This is a genomic window from Megasphaera sp. DISK 18 (genome assembly GCF_001682955.1).
Lineage (GTDB): Bacteria > Bacillota > Negativicutes > Veillonellales > Megasphaeraceae > Megasphaera > Megasphaera massiliensis.
The window spans coordinates 18452-33460 of sequence record NZ_LUGJ01000033.1; the positions used below are offsets into that span (position 1 = coordinate 18452).

Consider the following 15009-nt stretch of genomic DNA (forward strand, 5'->3'; position numbering starts at 1 on the left):
GGGAAAAGATAATGAAAAGTTCTTTAACATGGATGCAAGAGTATGTCGACGTCGATATGAATCAAGACCCGCAGGCTTTTGCAGATAAATTAACGATGGCCGGTATTCCTGTCGAACAAGTTGAATATTGGGGACGGGACATCAAAAAAGTAATGACCGGTAAAATCCTTCAGATCGACCGCCATCCGGACGCCGATAAACTCGTCGTCTGCCAGGTCGACATGGGCGCTGAACAGCTCCAAATCGTTACGGCTGCGACCAACGTCCGCGTCGGCCAAATCGTGCCTGTCGCCGTCCACGGCGCCCATCTGCCGGGCGGTACCAAAATCAAGCGCTCGAAGCTGCGCGGCGTCCTCTCTAACGGCATGTTCTGCTCGGCCCACGAATTCGGCTTTGATGACAGCCTGCTCCTGCCGGAAGAAAAAGAAGGCATCTGGATCCTGCCCGCTGATACGCCCCTTGGCGTCGATGCTGCCGAATACATGCAGGTCCGCGACGTCGTCTATGAATATGAATTGACGGCCAACCGCGCCGACTGCTTCTCCATGGTCGGCTTGTCCCGTGAATTCGCCGCCCTCAGCGGAAAAGAAGCCCGTTACCCGGAAATCTCCGTCAAGGAATGCGATACGCCCATCGACGGCAAAGTCAAGATTTCTATCGACGACGAAGAACTGTGCAGCCGCTATACGGCACGCCTTTTGCTCAACGTCAAAATCGGCAACTCGCCCTTGTGGATGCAGCAGCGCCTGCGTAAATACGGCGTTCGCCCGATTAATAACGTCGTCGATGCCACCAACTACACCATGATCGAATTGGGGATTCCCCTCCATGCTTATGACTACGACCAGGTCGCCGACCACCATCTCATCGCCCGCCGCGCCAAAGACGGGGAAGAAATGAAGACCCTCGACGATACGGACCGCACCTTGACCGACGACATGCTGGTCATTGCCGACCCGGAAAAAGCCTGCTGCATTGCCGGCATCATGGGCGGCCTCGATTCGGAAGTCACCAAAGATACGACGTCGGTCATCCTCGAATGCGCCTCCTTCAAAGGTTCCAATATCCGCCATACGGGCCGCATGCTCGGCCTTCGCTCGGAAGCGTCGGGCCGCTTTGAACGAGGACTCGATTCGGACAGCTGCATCAATTCCATCAATCGCTGCGCTCAGCTCCTCCAGGAAATGGGAGCCTGCGACGTAGCCAAAGGCATTGTCGACGTATACCCGAATAAACCGGCTGTAAGACGCATTGCTTTTTCGGCGGCTAAAATCAACGCCTTCTTGGGCACGGACATTCCCGAAGCCGACATGATCGACTTGTTGGAACGCCTCCAGTTCGGCATTGAAAAAGACGGCGCAGCCCTTACGGCTGTCGTTCCCAGCTACCGCGGCGACTGCACGGAAATGTCCGACATCGCCGAAGAAGTCGCCCGCATCTACGGCTATGAAAACATTCCCTCTACTCGTCCGGCCGCTCCGATTTCAAAAGGGGAAACGGGCTTCCGCCACGAAGTCAACGAACGGATTTCGACAATCCTCAGCCGGGCCGGCCTCAACGAAACGGTAACCTTCAGCTTCATGCATCCCGACCAGCTCCAAAAGCTGCTCTTTACCGAAAGCGACCCGGTCTATCAGGCCGTTCCCATCCTCAACCCGATCACAGAAGATTTCCCCCTCATGCGGACGACCCTCATCCCGACTTTGATGGATGTATTGGTTCGCAATCAGGCCGTAAAGAACGCCTCCGTCGGTATCTATGAAATCGCTCCCGTTTATCGTCCCAAACAACTGCCGCTCACGGAACTTCCCGAACAGGAAGATTGCGTCGCAGGCCTCCTCTACGGTCAGCGGACGGATAACTCCTGGCCCGGCAAGGCTGAAAATTACGATTTCTATGACGTAAAGGGCATGGTCGAAGCCATCCTCGAAGGCCTCGGCGTTCAGGCCGACCTTGAAGTATCCGACTGGGCGCCCCTCCATCCGGGAAAAGCCGCTCGCTACGTCAAAGACGGCAAGGTCCTCTGCGACTTCGGCGAACTCCATCCTAAAGCCATGGATAACTACGACGTCGCCGGTCCGGTCTACCTCTTTGAAATGCACATGGATGCCGTCATGCCGTACGTCAGCCTCTTGCCCGATTACCACAAGGTCGCCAAATTCCCGGCTTCGAGCCGCGACTTGGCCTTCCTGGCACCGGTAGGGACGGCCAACGCCGATATCGTCCGCGTCATTAAAGAAGACGGCGGCGACTACTTGGAAGACGTCCGCCTCTTCGATATGTACACGGGCAAACAGGTCCCCGAAGGCTATAAGAGCCTGGCTTACGCCCTTGTCTTCCGTTCCGAAGAAGGAACCTTGACCGATGCCGATATCACCGAACCGGTCAATGCCATCGTAAAAGACCTCGAAGAAAAGTTCGGCTGCCAGCTTCGCTGATTCGAATACAAAGTCGTACCCCTCGACGAAGGATAAAGAGGGGGAGAGGAATAGAAAACAGGGTAATAAAGGACGCTGTGCGCGGCGTCCTTTATTCTCATATATTGTAAAAAAAGTAAAGTTGTGTTATGATGTAGAGCGTAATATGGTATTTTAGAGATATTAAGGGCTGTACCGGCCCATAAGGAGGACATACTTAGAATGAACGTAACAGTAAACGAAGTAGACCAGCACAAAGTGACCCTGCGCATCGAAGTGCCTGCGAAAGACGCTTCCAAACAGGCCGCAGCCGCTTGCAAAAACTTGGCAAGCCGCGTAAATATCCCGGGCTTCCGTAAAGGCAAGGCACCGCGCATGGTACTGGAAAGCTTCTTAGGCAAAGATGCTGTCAAACAGGAAGTTTTTGAAGCCATTGCCAATAAAGCGTACAGCGACGCCCTCGATCAGGAAGGCATCGTTCCCGTAACGGAACCGGAATTGAACGTTATCTCTGACGAAAACGGAAAAGACGTCGTCTTTGAAGCTACGGTCACTAAGAAACCGGAAGTCAAACTCGGCGAATATAAAGGCATTGCAGTTGCCAAAGATAAGGTAAACGTAAGCGATGAAGACGTTGCCAAAGAATTGGCTAACCTCCAGAAACAGCACGCTAAATTAGTTGTCGCTCCGGAAGGCACGGAAATCGCAAAAGACGACTTTGCTGTCATCGACTTCAAAGGCACCGTCGACGGCGTCGCATTTGAAGGCGGCGAAGGCAAGTCCTACCCGCTCCAGATCGGCTCCGGCAGCTTCATTCCGGGCTTTGAAGATCAGCTCATCGGCAGCAAAGCCGGCGATGAAAAAGACGTCAAAGTTACTTTCCCGGAAGACTACTTTGAAAAATCCCTGGCCGGTAAAGAAGCCGTCTTCGCCGTTAAAATCAACGACGTAAAACGCAGCGAACTCCCGGCTATCGACGACGAATTTGCCAAAGAAGCCGGCAAATTTGAAAGCGTCGACGATCTCAAAGCCGACATCCGCAAACGCCTTGAATCGAAAGCCTCCTACCAGGCTTTGGAAAAATTCAATGCCGAAGTTTTGCAGACTGTCGTCAACAACGCTGAAGTAGATATCCCGCAGGTCATGGTCGACGACAAAATCGATCAGATGATCGAAGAACTGTCGGTTAAGCTCGAAACGCAGCGCATGAACCTCGACGACTATCTCAAATACATGAACCAGGATATGGACAAGCTCAAAGAAAGCTATGCCGAACCTGCTAAAGAAAACGTCAAGATGGACCTCGTCCTCGAAGCCATCTCGAAAGCGGAAAACATCGAAGTAAAAGACATCGATCTCCAGGCTGAAATCATCACCATGTCTCAGAACTTCGGTGCCGATCCGAAAGAAGTTTATAAGATTATTTTGAAAGAACACCGCGTTCCCATGTTGGTTCAGTCTGTTGGCCGTAAAAAAGCAGCCAGCTTCATCTTGAGCAACGCTGTCGACACCAACGAAGACAAGAAAGAAGAAGCAAAAGCTGAAGAACCTGCAAAGGCTGAAGACTAATACCGGAAACGCGTCATCCGGAGGTGTTTGTTTTGACAAATATGTATGTACCTATCGTCGTTGAACAGACGGCGCAGGGTGAACGTAGTTACGATATTTATTCCCGCCTGTTAAAAGACCGCATCGTCTTTCTCGGCGGCCCCATCGATGATACCGTTGCCAACAGCATCATCGCCCAGCTCCTCTTTTTAGAAGCCGAAAATCCTGACAAGGATATTCACTTATATATCAACAGCCCCGGCGGCGTCGTTACGGCCGGCATGGCTATCTATGATACCATGCAGTATATCAAACCGGACGTATCGACCATCTGCGTCGGATCCGCTGCCAGCATGGCTTCTGTCCTCCTGACAGCCGGCGCCAAAGGCAAGCGTTTTGCCCTGCCTCATTCCCAGGTCATGATTCACCAGCCCTTAGGCGGTGTCCAGGGCCAGGCGACGGAAATCGAAATCCATGCCCGCGAAATCCTGCGCATGCGTGAAGAATTAAACGGCCTCTTGTCGAAACACACAGGACAGCCTGTGGACGTCATCCAAAAGGATACGGAACGGGACAACTTCCTGACGGCTGAAGATGCAAAAGCTTACGGTCTCATCGATGAAATCCTGTCCCGCCCGTTGACTCATGAAACGAAATAGGACAGGAGGAAATTACATGAACGATAAGCATGATGAACCGCGCTGCAGTTTCTGCGGCCGTCCTCAGGACGAAGTACAGAAACTCATTGCCGGTCCCGGCGTCTACATCTGCGATGAATGCGTTTCTGTAGCGCAGCACATCATCGAAGAAGAAAAGACGGAAGATACAGAAGAGTTCGAATTGAAGGACTTGCCGACGCCGCATGAAATCAAGGCAACCCTCGATGAATACGTCATCGGCCAGGAAGCTGCCAAGAAGACCTTGTCCGTCGCCGTTTACAACCATTACAAACGGCTTCAGACCAATTCGACGGCCGTTTCCGGTGACGTAGAACTCCAAAAATCAAATATCGTCATGGTCGGCCCAACAGGGAGTGGTAAAACCCTGTTGGCTCAGACTTTGGCGCGGCTCCTCGACGTTCCCTTTGCCATTGCCGATGCGACGAGTTTGACCGAAGCCGGCTATGTCGGTGAAGACGTCGAAAACTGCCTGCTCAAACTGATTCAGGCTGCGGACTACGATATTGCCAAAGCCGAACGAGGCATCATCTATATCGACGAAATCGACAAGATTGCCCGTAAATCAGAAAACCCGTCGATTACCCGCGACGTATCCGGTGAAGGTGTCCAGCAGGCCCTTTTAAAAATCCTCGAAGGGACTGTCGCCGGCGTTCCGCCTCAGGGCGGGCGCAAGCATCCTCATCAGGAAATGCTGCAAATCGATACGACGAACATCCTCTTTATCTGCGGCGGTGCTTTTGACGGTATCGATAAGACCATCTTAAGCCGGACGACGGATAAAAACATGGGCTTTGGCGCTGACATTCAGACCAAGGACGAACACTCTATGGAATCCCTCCTGCGGGACATCATCCCGACGGACCTCCAGAAGTTCGGCCTCATTCCTGAATTGATCGGCCGTCTGCCCGTTTTGGTTACACTCAATCCTCTCGATGAAGAAGCGATGGTACATATCCTCACAGAGCCCAAGAACGCCCTGGTCAAACAGTATCAGAAGATGCTGTCCATGGATGACGTAGATCTCGAATTTACGCCGGACGCTCTGCAGGCCATTGCCAAGGAAGCGCTGCGGCGCAATACCGGTGCCCGCGGACTTCGCTCGATCATCGAACGGATCATGCTCGATGTCATGTTTGACGTACCGAGCCGCGATGACGTTGAAAAATGCGTTGTTACGGATGCCTGCGTCAAAGAAGGCGCTGAGCCGGATCTCGTTTTGAAAGAGGCAAAATGATATAGTGGTATGATAAAACTCATTTCTTAAACCGGAAATGAGTTTTATTTTTCAATAGAAGAAGGTGAAAATATGGAAGAAAACATTGTCATGGATGAACGCGATATTCTGTCTTTGCCTTTTGTACCCCTTCGCGGCCTCGTCGTCTACCCCAATCTGGTCAGTCATATCGACATCGGTCGGGATACGTCCCTGGCTGCTGTCGACTATGCTATGGAGCATGACCGCCAGCTCTTAGTGGCGACCCAGGTCGATGAAAACGAAGACAATCCCGGTTTTGACGACGTCTATACCATTGGCTGCGTCGTGAAGATCGAACAATTCCTGCGCATGCCGGGCGGTTTGGTCCGCATCTTGGTCAACGGGATTTCCCGCGTCCGCATGCAGGGCTTTTCTCAGAAAGCAGGCTATCTCGAAGGTGCTGCCATTAAGGTAGCTGAAGTCAGCCGCAATGCGACGGAAGAAGAAGCCTTGCGCCGGGTCATCCTCAAGCGCCTCCTCGATTGGCTCGATAAGCTTCGCGACGGCGAAGAAGCCAGCGAAATTGCCAAGAGCATCGAAGAACCGGGCGTCTTGGCCGACTATGCAGCGTCCCAGCTTCCCTTGAAATTGGTCATCCGCCAGCAGATTCTGGAAATGACCGACGTCGAAGCCCGTCTGCGCCGCATCGGATCCCTCCTCGATACAGAAGTCGACATTGCCAACCTCGAATCGAAGTTAAACCGCGAAGTCCGCGGCAAGATGGACCAGCAGCAGAAAGAATACTATCTGCGCGAAAAAATCAAAGCCATCCACGATGAACTGGGGGACAAGGTCGATAAGGATACGGAAGTCCAGGAACTCCGTGATAAGATCAAGAAGATGAAACTGGACACAGACATCGAAAAGGCCCTGCTCAAAGAAACGGACCGCCTCGATTCCATGCCGCCCATGATGGCCGAATCGGCGATCATCCGGACCTATCTCGACTTGGCTATGGCCCTTCCGTGGAAGAAGGAAACGAAAGACCGACTGGACCTCAATGAAGCCCAGAAGGTCCTTGACGAAGACCATTACGGTCTGAATAAGGTCAAAGACCGCATCATCGAATACTTGGCGGTAAAACAGCTGACTCACAGCCTCAAGGGACCGATTCTTTGCTTCGTCGGCCCTCCGGGAACGGGGAAGACCAGTATCGCCCGGTCCATTGCCAAAGCCATGAATCGTAAATACGTCCGCGTCTCCTTAGGCGGCGTCCGCGATGAAGCTGAAATCCGCGGCCATCGCCGGACCTATATCGGAGCTTTGCCGGGCCGCATCCTTAGCGGCATGAAACAGGCCGGCGTCAAGAATCCGGTCTTCCTCCTCGATGAAATCGATAAGATGACGGCCGATATGCGCGGCGATCCGTCGTCGGCACTCCTCGAAGTCCTCGATCCGGAACAGAACCATACCTTCAGCGATCATTTCCTGGAACTTCCTTTTGACTTGTCCAAGGTATTCTGGATCACGACGGCCAACGTTCTCAGCAATATTCCGAGGCCTTTGATGGACCGCATGGAAATCATCGACTTCACGAGTTATACGGAAGATGAAAAAGTCCAGATTGCGAAAAAATACCTGGTACCGAAACAGATTAAGGAAAATGGCCTTAAGGCCAGCCAGGCTAAATTCTCCGATGCCGTCCTGCGCCGCATCATCTCCGGGTACACCCGCGAATCGGGTGTCCGCCGCTTAGAAAAGATGATCGGTACCGTTTGCCGCCGCATCGGGAAATCCCTGCTCATGAACGATGAAGTGCCGCTCAGTGTATCGGTCAAGAACTTGGAAAAACTCTTAGGGCCGGTAAAATTCCTGCCCGACACGGTTCATAAAGACGACGAAGTCGGCATCGTCACCGGCATGGCCTGGACTCAGGTCGGCGGCGAAGTCCTGGAAACGGAAGCCGTAGCCGTCAAAGGCCGGGGACGCTTGATGCTCACGGGACAACTCGGCAGTGTCATGAAAGAATCGGCCGAAGCCGGCGTCACCTATATCCGCAGCCGTGCCGAAGCCTTGGGACTGGCCGAAGATTTCTATACCAAGACCGATCTTCACATCCACCTGCCCGAAGGGGCCATCCCCAAAGACGGTCCGTCTGCCGGGATTACCATGGCTACGGCCATTACGTCGGCCCTGACCGGCAAAGCGGTCCGCCATGACGTGGCTATGACCGGTGAAATTACCCTGCGCGGGACCGTCCTTCCCGTCGGCGGCATTAAAGAAAAAGTCATTGCCGCCCACCGGGCAGGCATTAAAAAAATCCTCTTGCCGGAACAGAACCGCCGAGACATGGTCGACGTGCCCCAGTCTGTTCAGGACGACGTCAAGTTCGTATTCGTCCACCACATGGATGAAGTGCTGGCTCAGGCACTGGTGAAGTCCTGATGGCCTCCTTCGATATCATTCAGGCCGAGTATGCGGCAACGGCTGTACGCCGCGATCAATATCCGACGGACGGCCTTCCGGAAGTGGCCTTTCTCGGCCGCTCCAACGTCGGAAAGTCGAGCCTGATCAATTCACTCTGCCGCCACCGCGGCCTGGCCAGGGTCAGCGGTGCGCCGGGGAAGACCCAGACCATCAACTATTTTAAGGCCGCCCTGCGGTGCCGCGATGAAGAAGAAGGGGAGCAGCGCCTGCCCTTTTTCCTGGTCGACCTTCCGGGCTATGGCTTTGCCAAGACGGGCGGTAAGAACCGCGACCGCTGGAGTGCCTTCATCAGTGAATACGTCACGGGTTCTGAAAACCTCTGCGTCTTGTGCCTCCTCGTCGACCTGCGCCATCCCGGCCTTGCCATCGACCGCGAAGCCTATGAATGGCTGGCGTCGTCCGGCGTGCCCCTGCAGATCGTCGGGACCAAGGCCGATAAACTGAAGGCTAATGAAAAACAACGTAACCTGGCCCAATTGAATAAGCTCTTTCCGACGGGCCACCCGGCCCTGGCTTACTCGTCTTTAAAAAGCGAAGGCTTCGGTCCCTTGGCTAAAAATCTCTTCAGCCGGCTCCAAGCCTTCACGAATCAGCCTTAAAAATATATAAAATTTTTCTTGTTGACACGAGATACACCGCGATTTTACTGGAAAATCGCGGTGTTTTTTGATATAATTAGTGTGATTTATTATCGGCTAGACAGGAGGTTAGGTAATTATGGCAATCGTGTCGCTTGACAGTGATTCCGATTTTTCAGTAAAAGTCTTTCATCAGCCGGGCATCGTCGTCGTCGATTTCTGGGCACCTTGGTGCGGACCGTGCAAGATGGTTCATTCCGAAGTCAGACAAGCGGCTGCTCGCTTTGGCGACGCCGTCAGTGTCGTACAGGTCAACGTTGACAATCACCGTGCGCTTGCTGAAAAATATGAAATCATGGCCGTTCCGACGCTATTGTTTTTTAAAGACGGTAAACCGCTTAAACGAATCATTGGTTACGCTTCACGATCCGAAATCAGTGACTTCTTGGCAACCCTGGTACCAAAACGCAGGACTTGCCGGTTTTGACAATAAAAATATTGGGATGATATAATTGAATTTAGAAGAAAGAGGGACGGAAGGGCAATTACTGTCGATTGTCGTTCCTGTATATAACGAACAGCCGAATATCGAGAAGTTCTATATGGAGGCGACGAAAGCCGCAGCGACACTCGATATGGATTATGAACTCATCTTTGTAGACGACGGTTCTAAGGATGCTACGCCCCTTATTCTCAGTCGGTTGGCCCAAGAGGACGAACACGTCCGGGCCTTTATCCTGGCTCGCAATTTCGGGCATCAACTGGCCATTACCTGTGGAATGGACCATGCCCGCGGCAATGCGATTATCACCATGGACGGTGATTTACAACATCCGCCGGAAATGATTCCCGACCTGGTTCAAAAATGGCGTGACGGCAGCGACGTCGTGCAGACGATTCGCGAAGCCACCGACGACGCAGGCTTTCTCAAGAAACAGACGTCCAAATGGTACTATCGCGTCTTGAATGCCGTGTCACCCGTTCACATTACGCCTGGCGGCTCTGATTTCCGCCTCCTTGACCGAAGGGTTTTGGAAACATTTAAACAATTTCGCGAACACGACCGTTTTATCCGCGGCCTTATCGGGGATATCGGTTATAACCAGACCTTCGTTCGTTTTGTAGCCCCTAAACGCTACGCCGGCAGTTCAAAATTTTCCATGCGCAAAATGCTCCATTTTGCTTTAGATGGAATCATGGCTTATTCGAAAATACCCTTACGGGTTTCCTTTTACATCGGCATGTTGAGCGGAATTTTAAGTTTACTTCTGATCCTGCATGTCGTTTACAGTAATTTAGTGGGCAAGGTCGTACCGGGATGGACGACGATGATGATCGTCCAATGCCTGTTCAGCGGCATCCAGCTCATTTTTATCGGTGTCATCGGAGAGTATATAGGACGTATCTTTGAAGAGGTAAAACACAGGCCCCTGTATTGGCTGCGTGCCGAACTGGGTCAACGAAAAGAACCATAAATGCCTTTGCGTTGTATGGACTTCGAGACAGAGAGGAGTTTTTATGTGGAGAAAACACAGTAAGGTGTGTATATTGACTGCCCTTTTCGTATGTACGGCTTTGCCGGCACTGGCTGCTTCGACGCTGACCGTCGGCAGTCGGGGCGATCAAGTCCGCGCTGTTCAGCAGGGACTGCGCAGCCAGGGCTACAAGGTCAATGTCAGTGGTGTATATACGAAAGAAACGGCTAAGGCCGTGTCGAAATATCAGAAAGATAAGAAAATCCAGGTCAGCGGCGACGTTGGCGGCTGGACCTATTATCTCCTGACAGGCAGTCGGTCCATGTTACCTGCCAATCCACCCAAGAATAATCCCCCAGTCGCTAAGAAAGCACAAGCTATCAAGGTCAATGACAAGGCCGTATCGAAATATAAACACTTTGGCGGCGGTGATGCCTTTGGGAATAAACTGGTCAATTCAGCGTACCAGTACCTGGGCGTTCCCTACGTATTTGGAGGAAACACGCCCGATGGTTTTGACTGCTCGGGATTTACCAAGTATGTCTTTTCCCATAACGGCATTGAACTTCCGCGTATGGCCGATCAGCAGTACGAAGTCGGTCAGCGTGTTCGCCGTACGGACCTCATGCCGGGCGATTTAGTTTTCTTTACGACGTATGAACCGGGTGTATCCCACACCGGAATCTATGTCGGCGACAACAACTTCATCAGCGCTACCAGCAGCGGTGGTATCCGCGTAGACAGTTTAGACAGCGGCTACTGGTCGTCGCGCTACGTCGGCGCTACCAGAGTCCGAAAATAAGATGTAATGGCTAGGGAACAAGTCGTCTCTAGCCATTCCTTATACGGCAGTCCTTGAGATTTTTATCGTCAAAAGGTTGCCGAACCGGGGGAAATGAGCGTATAATTTTCCCATATAGAAAGATATGTAGAGGGAGTGTTTTTAACTATGAAGTACATGACGGGTAATGAAATCCGCAAGGCCTATTTACAATTTTTTAAGAGCAAGGAACATCTGATCCTGCACAGTTTTCCCCTCATTCCGGAAAATGACCCCAGCCTGCTCCTCATCGGCGCCGGCATGGCACCGCTCAAACCGTACTTTACGGGCAAACTCGTCCCGCCGTCGTACCGCGTTACGACGAGCCAGAAGTGCATCCGCACCGGGGACATCGACAACGTAGGCCGCACGGCCCGTCACCATACCTTTTTTGAAATGCTGGGCAACTTCTCGTTCGGCAACTATTTCAAAAAAGAAGCGATTTCCTGGGCTTGGGAATTTTTAACAGAAGTACTCGAACTGGACAAGAGCAAATTATACGTTACCATTTATCCCGATGATAAAGAAGCCTATGATTACTGGCATAATATGATCGGTCTTGCCGACGAACGGATTTTTAAATTCGACGACAACTTCTGGGAAATCGGCGAAGGCCCTTGCGGTCCGGACAGCGAAATCTTCTACGACCTCGGCCCTGAACGCGGCTGCGGCCAGCCAACCTGCAACGTCGGCTGTGACTGCGACCGTTACCTTGAAATCTGGAACCTCGTCTTCACCCAGTTCAACCGGACGAAAGACGGGAAATACGAACCCCTCGAAAAGAAAAACATCGATACCGGCTGCGGTCTCGAACGACTGGCTTCGGTCATTCAGCAGAAGGAATCGAACTTTGAAACAGACCTCATCTTCCCGATTATCGAAAAGGTAATCGCCATCAGCCACGGCGATTACAACGATCCGCAGCAGAAGGTCGCCATGAAGGTCATTGCCGACCACATCCGGGCCATTACGGTCATGATCTCCGACGGTATCCTGCCGTCCAATGAAGGCCGCGGCTACGTCCTTCGCCGTATCCTGCGCCGTGCCGTTCGTTTCGGCCGCCTCCTCGGCATCCGCGACATGTTCCTCGGCAGCCTCGTCGATACGGTCATGGACATCCTCGGTGACGAATATCCGGAACTTCGGGAACGTCAGGACCTGATCAAACAAATCATCGATACGGAAGAAAAACAATTCAGCGCTACCCTGGCTCAGGGCATGGAACTCTTGAACGACATGATGAGTCAGAGTGATAATAAAGTCCTCTCCGGTGACGACGTATTCAAACTCTATGATACGTACGGCTTCCCTATGGAACTGACTGAAGAAATCGCCGGTGAAAACGGTATGACCATCGACACCGAAGGTTTCCATGCAGCCATGAAGGAACAACAGGAACGGGCCCGTGCAGCCCGGGCTGACGTATCGGCTAAAGTGGCTACGCCGGATACGACCAAACTCGACCAGTCGAAACTGGTCAACGACCCGTCGGCTACGAAAGCTTCCATCGTCATGATCGGTAAAGGCGGTGTCGAAGTCGATGCAGCCCAAGCCGGGGAAGAAGTGACGATCATCGTCGACAACAATCCCTTCCACGCCGAAGGCGGCGGCCAGCTCGGCGATACGGGCGTCCTCGCCGGTGAAAAGGGGAAGGCTCAGGTCACCGATGCCAAGGCCCTGCCTAACGGCTTGGTATACCTCATTGCAACCGTCGACGAAGGCACTCTTCAGACAGGCGATGTCGTCGACGTCACCGTTCATCAGACACGTCATCTCAACCTGGCCCGCAACCATACGGCAACCCATCTCCTGCAGGCAGCCCTGCGCAAGGTCTTGGGCAACCACGTCAACCAGGCCGGCTCCTTGGTAACGCCGGATCACCTGCGCTTCGACTTCACTCATTTCTCGCCCGTAACCCAGGCTGAACTCGATGCCATCGAAAACCTGGTCAACGAAGAAATCCTCAAAAACATACCCGTCACCATCGAAGAAATGTCCATCGACGCCGCCAAAGAAAAGGGCGCCATGGCCTTATTCGGTGAAAAATACGGCGACGTCGTCCGCGTCGTCTCCGTCGATGACTTCAGCTGTGAACTCTGCGGCGGTTCCCACGTCGACAACACGTCGGTCATCGGATCCTTCCGCATTACCGGTGAATCCGGTACCGGGTCCGGCGTCCGCCGCATCGAAGCCGTCACCGGGGCTGCTGCCTTGGCTCTGGCTAAGAACGAATCCCGTGAACTGCAGCAGTTGGCCGATATGCTCAAAGCCAAAGTCGGCGATACGACGGCGAAATTAGAAGCCCTCCTCGCTCAGGCCAAGGGCCTCGAAAAAGAATTGGCCCAGCTTAAGAAAGAAGCGGCCATGTCTGATATGGACAGCATCTTAGCCGGCAAGGAAGATATCGGCGGCGTCCCGGTCATCACGGCCGAAGCCCAGGCTGACTCCATGGATAACCTCCGCGATTTGGCCGACTCCGTCCTCGATAAGGCCGGAAGCGGCGTCGTCCTCTTGGGGATGGTTCACGACGATAAAGTTAACTTCGTCTGCAAAGTCGCCAAAGCCGACGTAAAGCGAGGCCTCCATGCCGGTAAGATCATCAAGGCAGCCGCACAAGCTGCCGGCGGTAACGGCGGCGGCCGTCCCGATATGGCCCAGGCCGGCGGCAAAGAACCGGAAAAATTAGCCGATGCCTTAAAAGCCGGTGCCGATGCCGTCCGCGCGTTATTAGGATAAATTTTTGGCAGTCATGCCAATTGAATAAAAAGGATGTGATTGAATATGGCAGTTAATGACGAAACGATGATTATGCAAAACCGCAGCGAAGAACAGACCGTTGCCTCCATGATTCTCGAAGATGTCTATCACGCATTGGAAGAAAAAGGGTATAATCCGATCAATCAGATCGTCGGCTATCTGCTGTCCGGTGATCCGACCTACATTACGAGTCACAACAATGCTCGCAGCAATATCCGCCGCATTGAACGGGACGAACTCATCGAAGAATTAGTCCGTTCCTACGTAAAACAGCGGAACTTATAGGAGGAACATGCGAATTTTAGGACTCGACGTCGGTTCCAAGACGATAGGCGTTGCCTGCAGCGACGCCCTGCTGATTACGGCCCAAGGCGTAGAAACGATTCGCCGTAAGTCTGATGAAGCAGACTTCGCCCGCTTGCACGAACTGATTAAAGAAAAAGAAGTACACTGCATCGTCGTAGGCAAACCACGCCATATGAATGGTGATTACAGTGATAACATGAAACACATCGAAGAATTCGTTCAACGATTCCAGAAAACCGTCCCGAACGTAGACATTGTCTATTGGGATGAACGCCTGACGACCATCATGGCCCAGAATGTATTAAAAGAAGGAAATGTGCGGCGCGAAAAGCGCAAGCAATTTGTCGATAAAATGGCGGCAATCCTTATTTTACAAAATTATTTAGACGCTCATGCTCACTAAGGAGGACTATCATGTCGGAAGAAATGAACAACGAATTAGAAGAAGTTATCATCGTCACCGCAACCGATGACGACGGCAATGAAGTAGACTATCAGGAAGTACAGCGCCTCGAACTCGACGGCAAGGTATTTGCCCTTCTCGTCGAAGTCACCGACGGTGAAGAAGACGACGACGGCGATGCCATCGTAGCCCGTGTCGATCAGGAAGACGGCGAAGACGTCTATGTAGCGCCGACGGATGAAGAATTCGACGCCGCCAATGCAGCCTTTGATGAACTTTTTTCAGAATAACGATTCAGCAGGTACTGTCCCGGCATAAGGACCGGGACAGTTTCCTCATTTCT

13 protein-coding genes are annotated in these 15009 nt (G+C 52.6%); all 13 read left to right on the plus strand.

Annotated features, from left to right (window positions below):
* Nucleotides 1-11 precede the first annotated feature (11 nt).
* The 13 genes from pheT (at nt 12) to A0U42_RS07320 (ending at nt 14956) form a co-directional block, all read left to right on the plus strand.
* A complete protein-coding gene (gene pheT / locus A0U42_RS07260; protein WP_065360451.1) occupies nt 12-2438 on the plus strand; it encodes a phenylalanine--tRNA ligase subunit beta in 2427 nt (808 codons plus the stop codon).
* 201 nt (nt 2439-2639) lie between these two features.
* Complete coding sequence (gene tig / locus A0U42_RS07265; RefSeq protein ID WP_044504201.1) at nt 2640-3986, plus strand: trigger factor; 1347 nt, start codon at nt 2640-2642, stop codon at nt 3984-3986.
* Between the two features lie 41 nt (nt 3987-4027).
* Complete coding sequence (gene clpP / locus A0U42_RS07270) at nt 4028-4624, plus strand: ATP-dependent Clp endopeptidase proteolytic subunit ClpP (protein WP_044504871.1); 597 nt, start codon at nt 4028-4030, stop codon at nt 4622-4624.
* Nucleotides 4625-4640: 16 nt separating this feature from the next.
* Nucleotides 4641-5879, plus strand: a complete 1239-nt coding sequence (clpX, locus tag A0U42_RS07275) for an ATP-dependent Clp protease ATP-binding subunit ClpX (RefSeq protein ID WP_065360452.1) — start codon at nt 4641-4643, stop codon at nt 5877-5879.
* A gap of 72 nt (nt 5880-5951) precedes the next feature.
* Nucleotides 5952-8285 (plus strand): endopeptidase La, encoded by a 2334-nt coding sequence (gene lon / locus A0U42_RS07280; protein ID WP_065360453.1) that lies wholly within the window; start codon nt 5952-5954, stop codon nt 8283-8285.
* Nucleotides 8285-8926, plus strand: coding sequence for a ribosome biogenesis GTP-binding protein YihA/YsxC (gene yihA, locus A0U42_RS07285; protein ID WP_065360454.1), 642 nt, complete (start codon nt 8285-8287; stop codon nt 8924-8926). Before lon ends, yihA begins: the two co-directional genes overlap by 1 nt.
* Before the next feature lie 118 nt (nt 8927-9044).
* A complete protein-coding gene (gene trxA, locus A0U42_RS07290; protein WP_044504196.1) occupies nt 9045-9392 on the plus strand; it encodes a thioredoxin in 348 nt (115 codons plus the stop codon).
* 61 nt (nt 9393-9453) lie between these two features.
* On the plus strand, nt 9454-10380 hold the full coding sequence (locus A0U42_RS07295) for a glycosyltransferase family 2 protein (protein ID WP_065360495.1): 927 nt from the start codon (nt 9454-9456) through the stop codon (nt 10378-10380).
* A gap of 43 nt (nt 10381-10423) precedes the next feature.
* Nucleotides 10424-11182, plus strand: a complete 759-nt coding sequence (locus tag A0U42_RS07300) for a C40 family peptidase (protein ID WP_065360455.1) — start codon at nt 10424-10426, stop codon at nt 11180-11182.
* A gap of 156 nt (nt 11183-11338) precedes the next feature.
* Nucleotides 11339-13936, plus strand: a complete 2598-nt coding sequence (gene alaS / locus A0U42_RS07305) for an alanine--tRNA ligase (RefSeq protein ID WP_176698855.1) — start codon at nt 11339-11341, stop codon at nt 13934-13936.
* 45 nt (nt 13937-13981) lie between these two features.
* Nucleotides 13982-14242 carry an IreB family regulatory phosphoprotein gene (locus A0U42_RS07310; protein ID WP_044504192.1) on the plus strand — a complete coding sequence of 87 codons (261 nt, stop codon included), beginning with the start codon at nt 13982-13984 and terminating at the stop codon, nt 14240-14242.
* A 7-nt stretch (nt 14243-14249) separates the two neighbouring features.
* Nucleotides 14250-14666, plus strand: a complete 417-nt coding sequence (gene ruvX / locus A0U42_RS07315; protein WP_044504191.1) for a Holliday junction resolvase RuvX — start codon at nt 14250-14252, stop codon at nt 14664-14666.
* 11 nt (nt 14667-14677) lie between these two features.
* On the plus strand, nt 14678-14956 hold the full coding sequence (locus A0U42_RS07320) for a DUF1292 domain-containing protein (RefSeq protein WP_065360457.1): 279 nt from the start codon (nt 14678-14680) through the stop codon (nt 14954-14956).
* Nucleotides 14957-15009: the final 53 nt, after the last annotated feature.

What these genes read in the sequence shown, in the direction of transcription:
- yihA (WP_065360454.1), top strand. Translation starts at nt 8,285, where the DNA reads ATGGCCTCCTTCGATATCATTCAGGCCGAGTATGCGGCAACGGCTGTA.
- alaS (WP_176698855.1), top strand. Translation starts at nt 11,339, where the DNA reads ATGACGGGTAATGAAATCCGCAAGGCCTATTTACAATTTTTTAAGAGC.
- A0U42_RS07320 (WP_065360457.1), top strand. Translation starts at nt 14,678, where the DNA reads ATGTCGGAAGAAATGAACAACGAATTAGAAGAAGTTATCATCGTCACC.
- clpX (WP_065360452.1), top strand. Translation starts at nt 4,641, where the DNA reads ATGAACGATAAGCATGATGAACCGCGCTGCAGTTTCTGCGGCCGTCCT.
- lon (WP_065360453.1), top strand. Translation starts at nt 5,952, where the DNA reads ATGGAAGAAAACATTGTCATGGATGAACGCGATATTCTGTCTTTGCCT.
- pheT (WP_065360451.1), top strand. Translation starts at nt 12, where the DNA reads ATGAAAAGTTCTTTAACATGGATGCAAGAGTATGTCGACGTCGATATG.
- A0U42_RS07310 (WP_044504192.1), top strand. Translation starts at nt 13,982, where the DNA reads ATGGCAGTTAATGACGAAACGATGATTATGCAAAACCGCAGCGAAGAA.
- A0U42_RS07300 (WP_065360455.1), top strand. Translation starts at nt 10,424, where the DNA reads ATGTGGAGAAAACACAGTAAGGTGTGTATATTGACTGCCCTTTTCGTA.
- ruvX (WP_044504191.1), top strand. Translation starts at nt 14,250, where the DNA reads ATGCGAATTTTAGGACTCGACGTCGGTTCCAAGACGATAGGCGTTGCC.
- clpP (WP_044504871.1), top strand. Translation starts at nt 4,028, where the DNA reads ATGTATGTACCTATCGTCGTTGAACAGACGGCGCAGGGTGAACGTAGT.
- trxA (WP_044504196.1), top strand. Translation starts at nt 9,045, where the DNA reads ATGGCAATCGTGTCGCTTGACAGTGATTCCGATTTTTCAGTAAAAGTC.
- tig (WP_044504201.1), top strand. Translation starts at nt 2,640, where the DNA reads ATGAACGTAACAGTAAACGAAGTAGACCAGCACAAAGTGACCCTGCGC.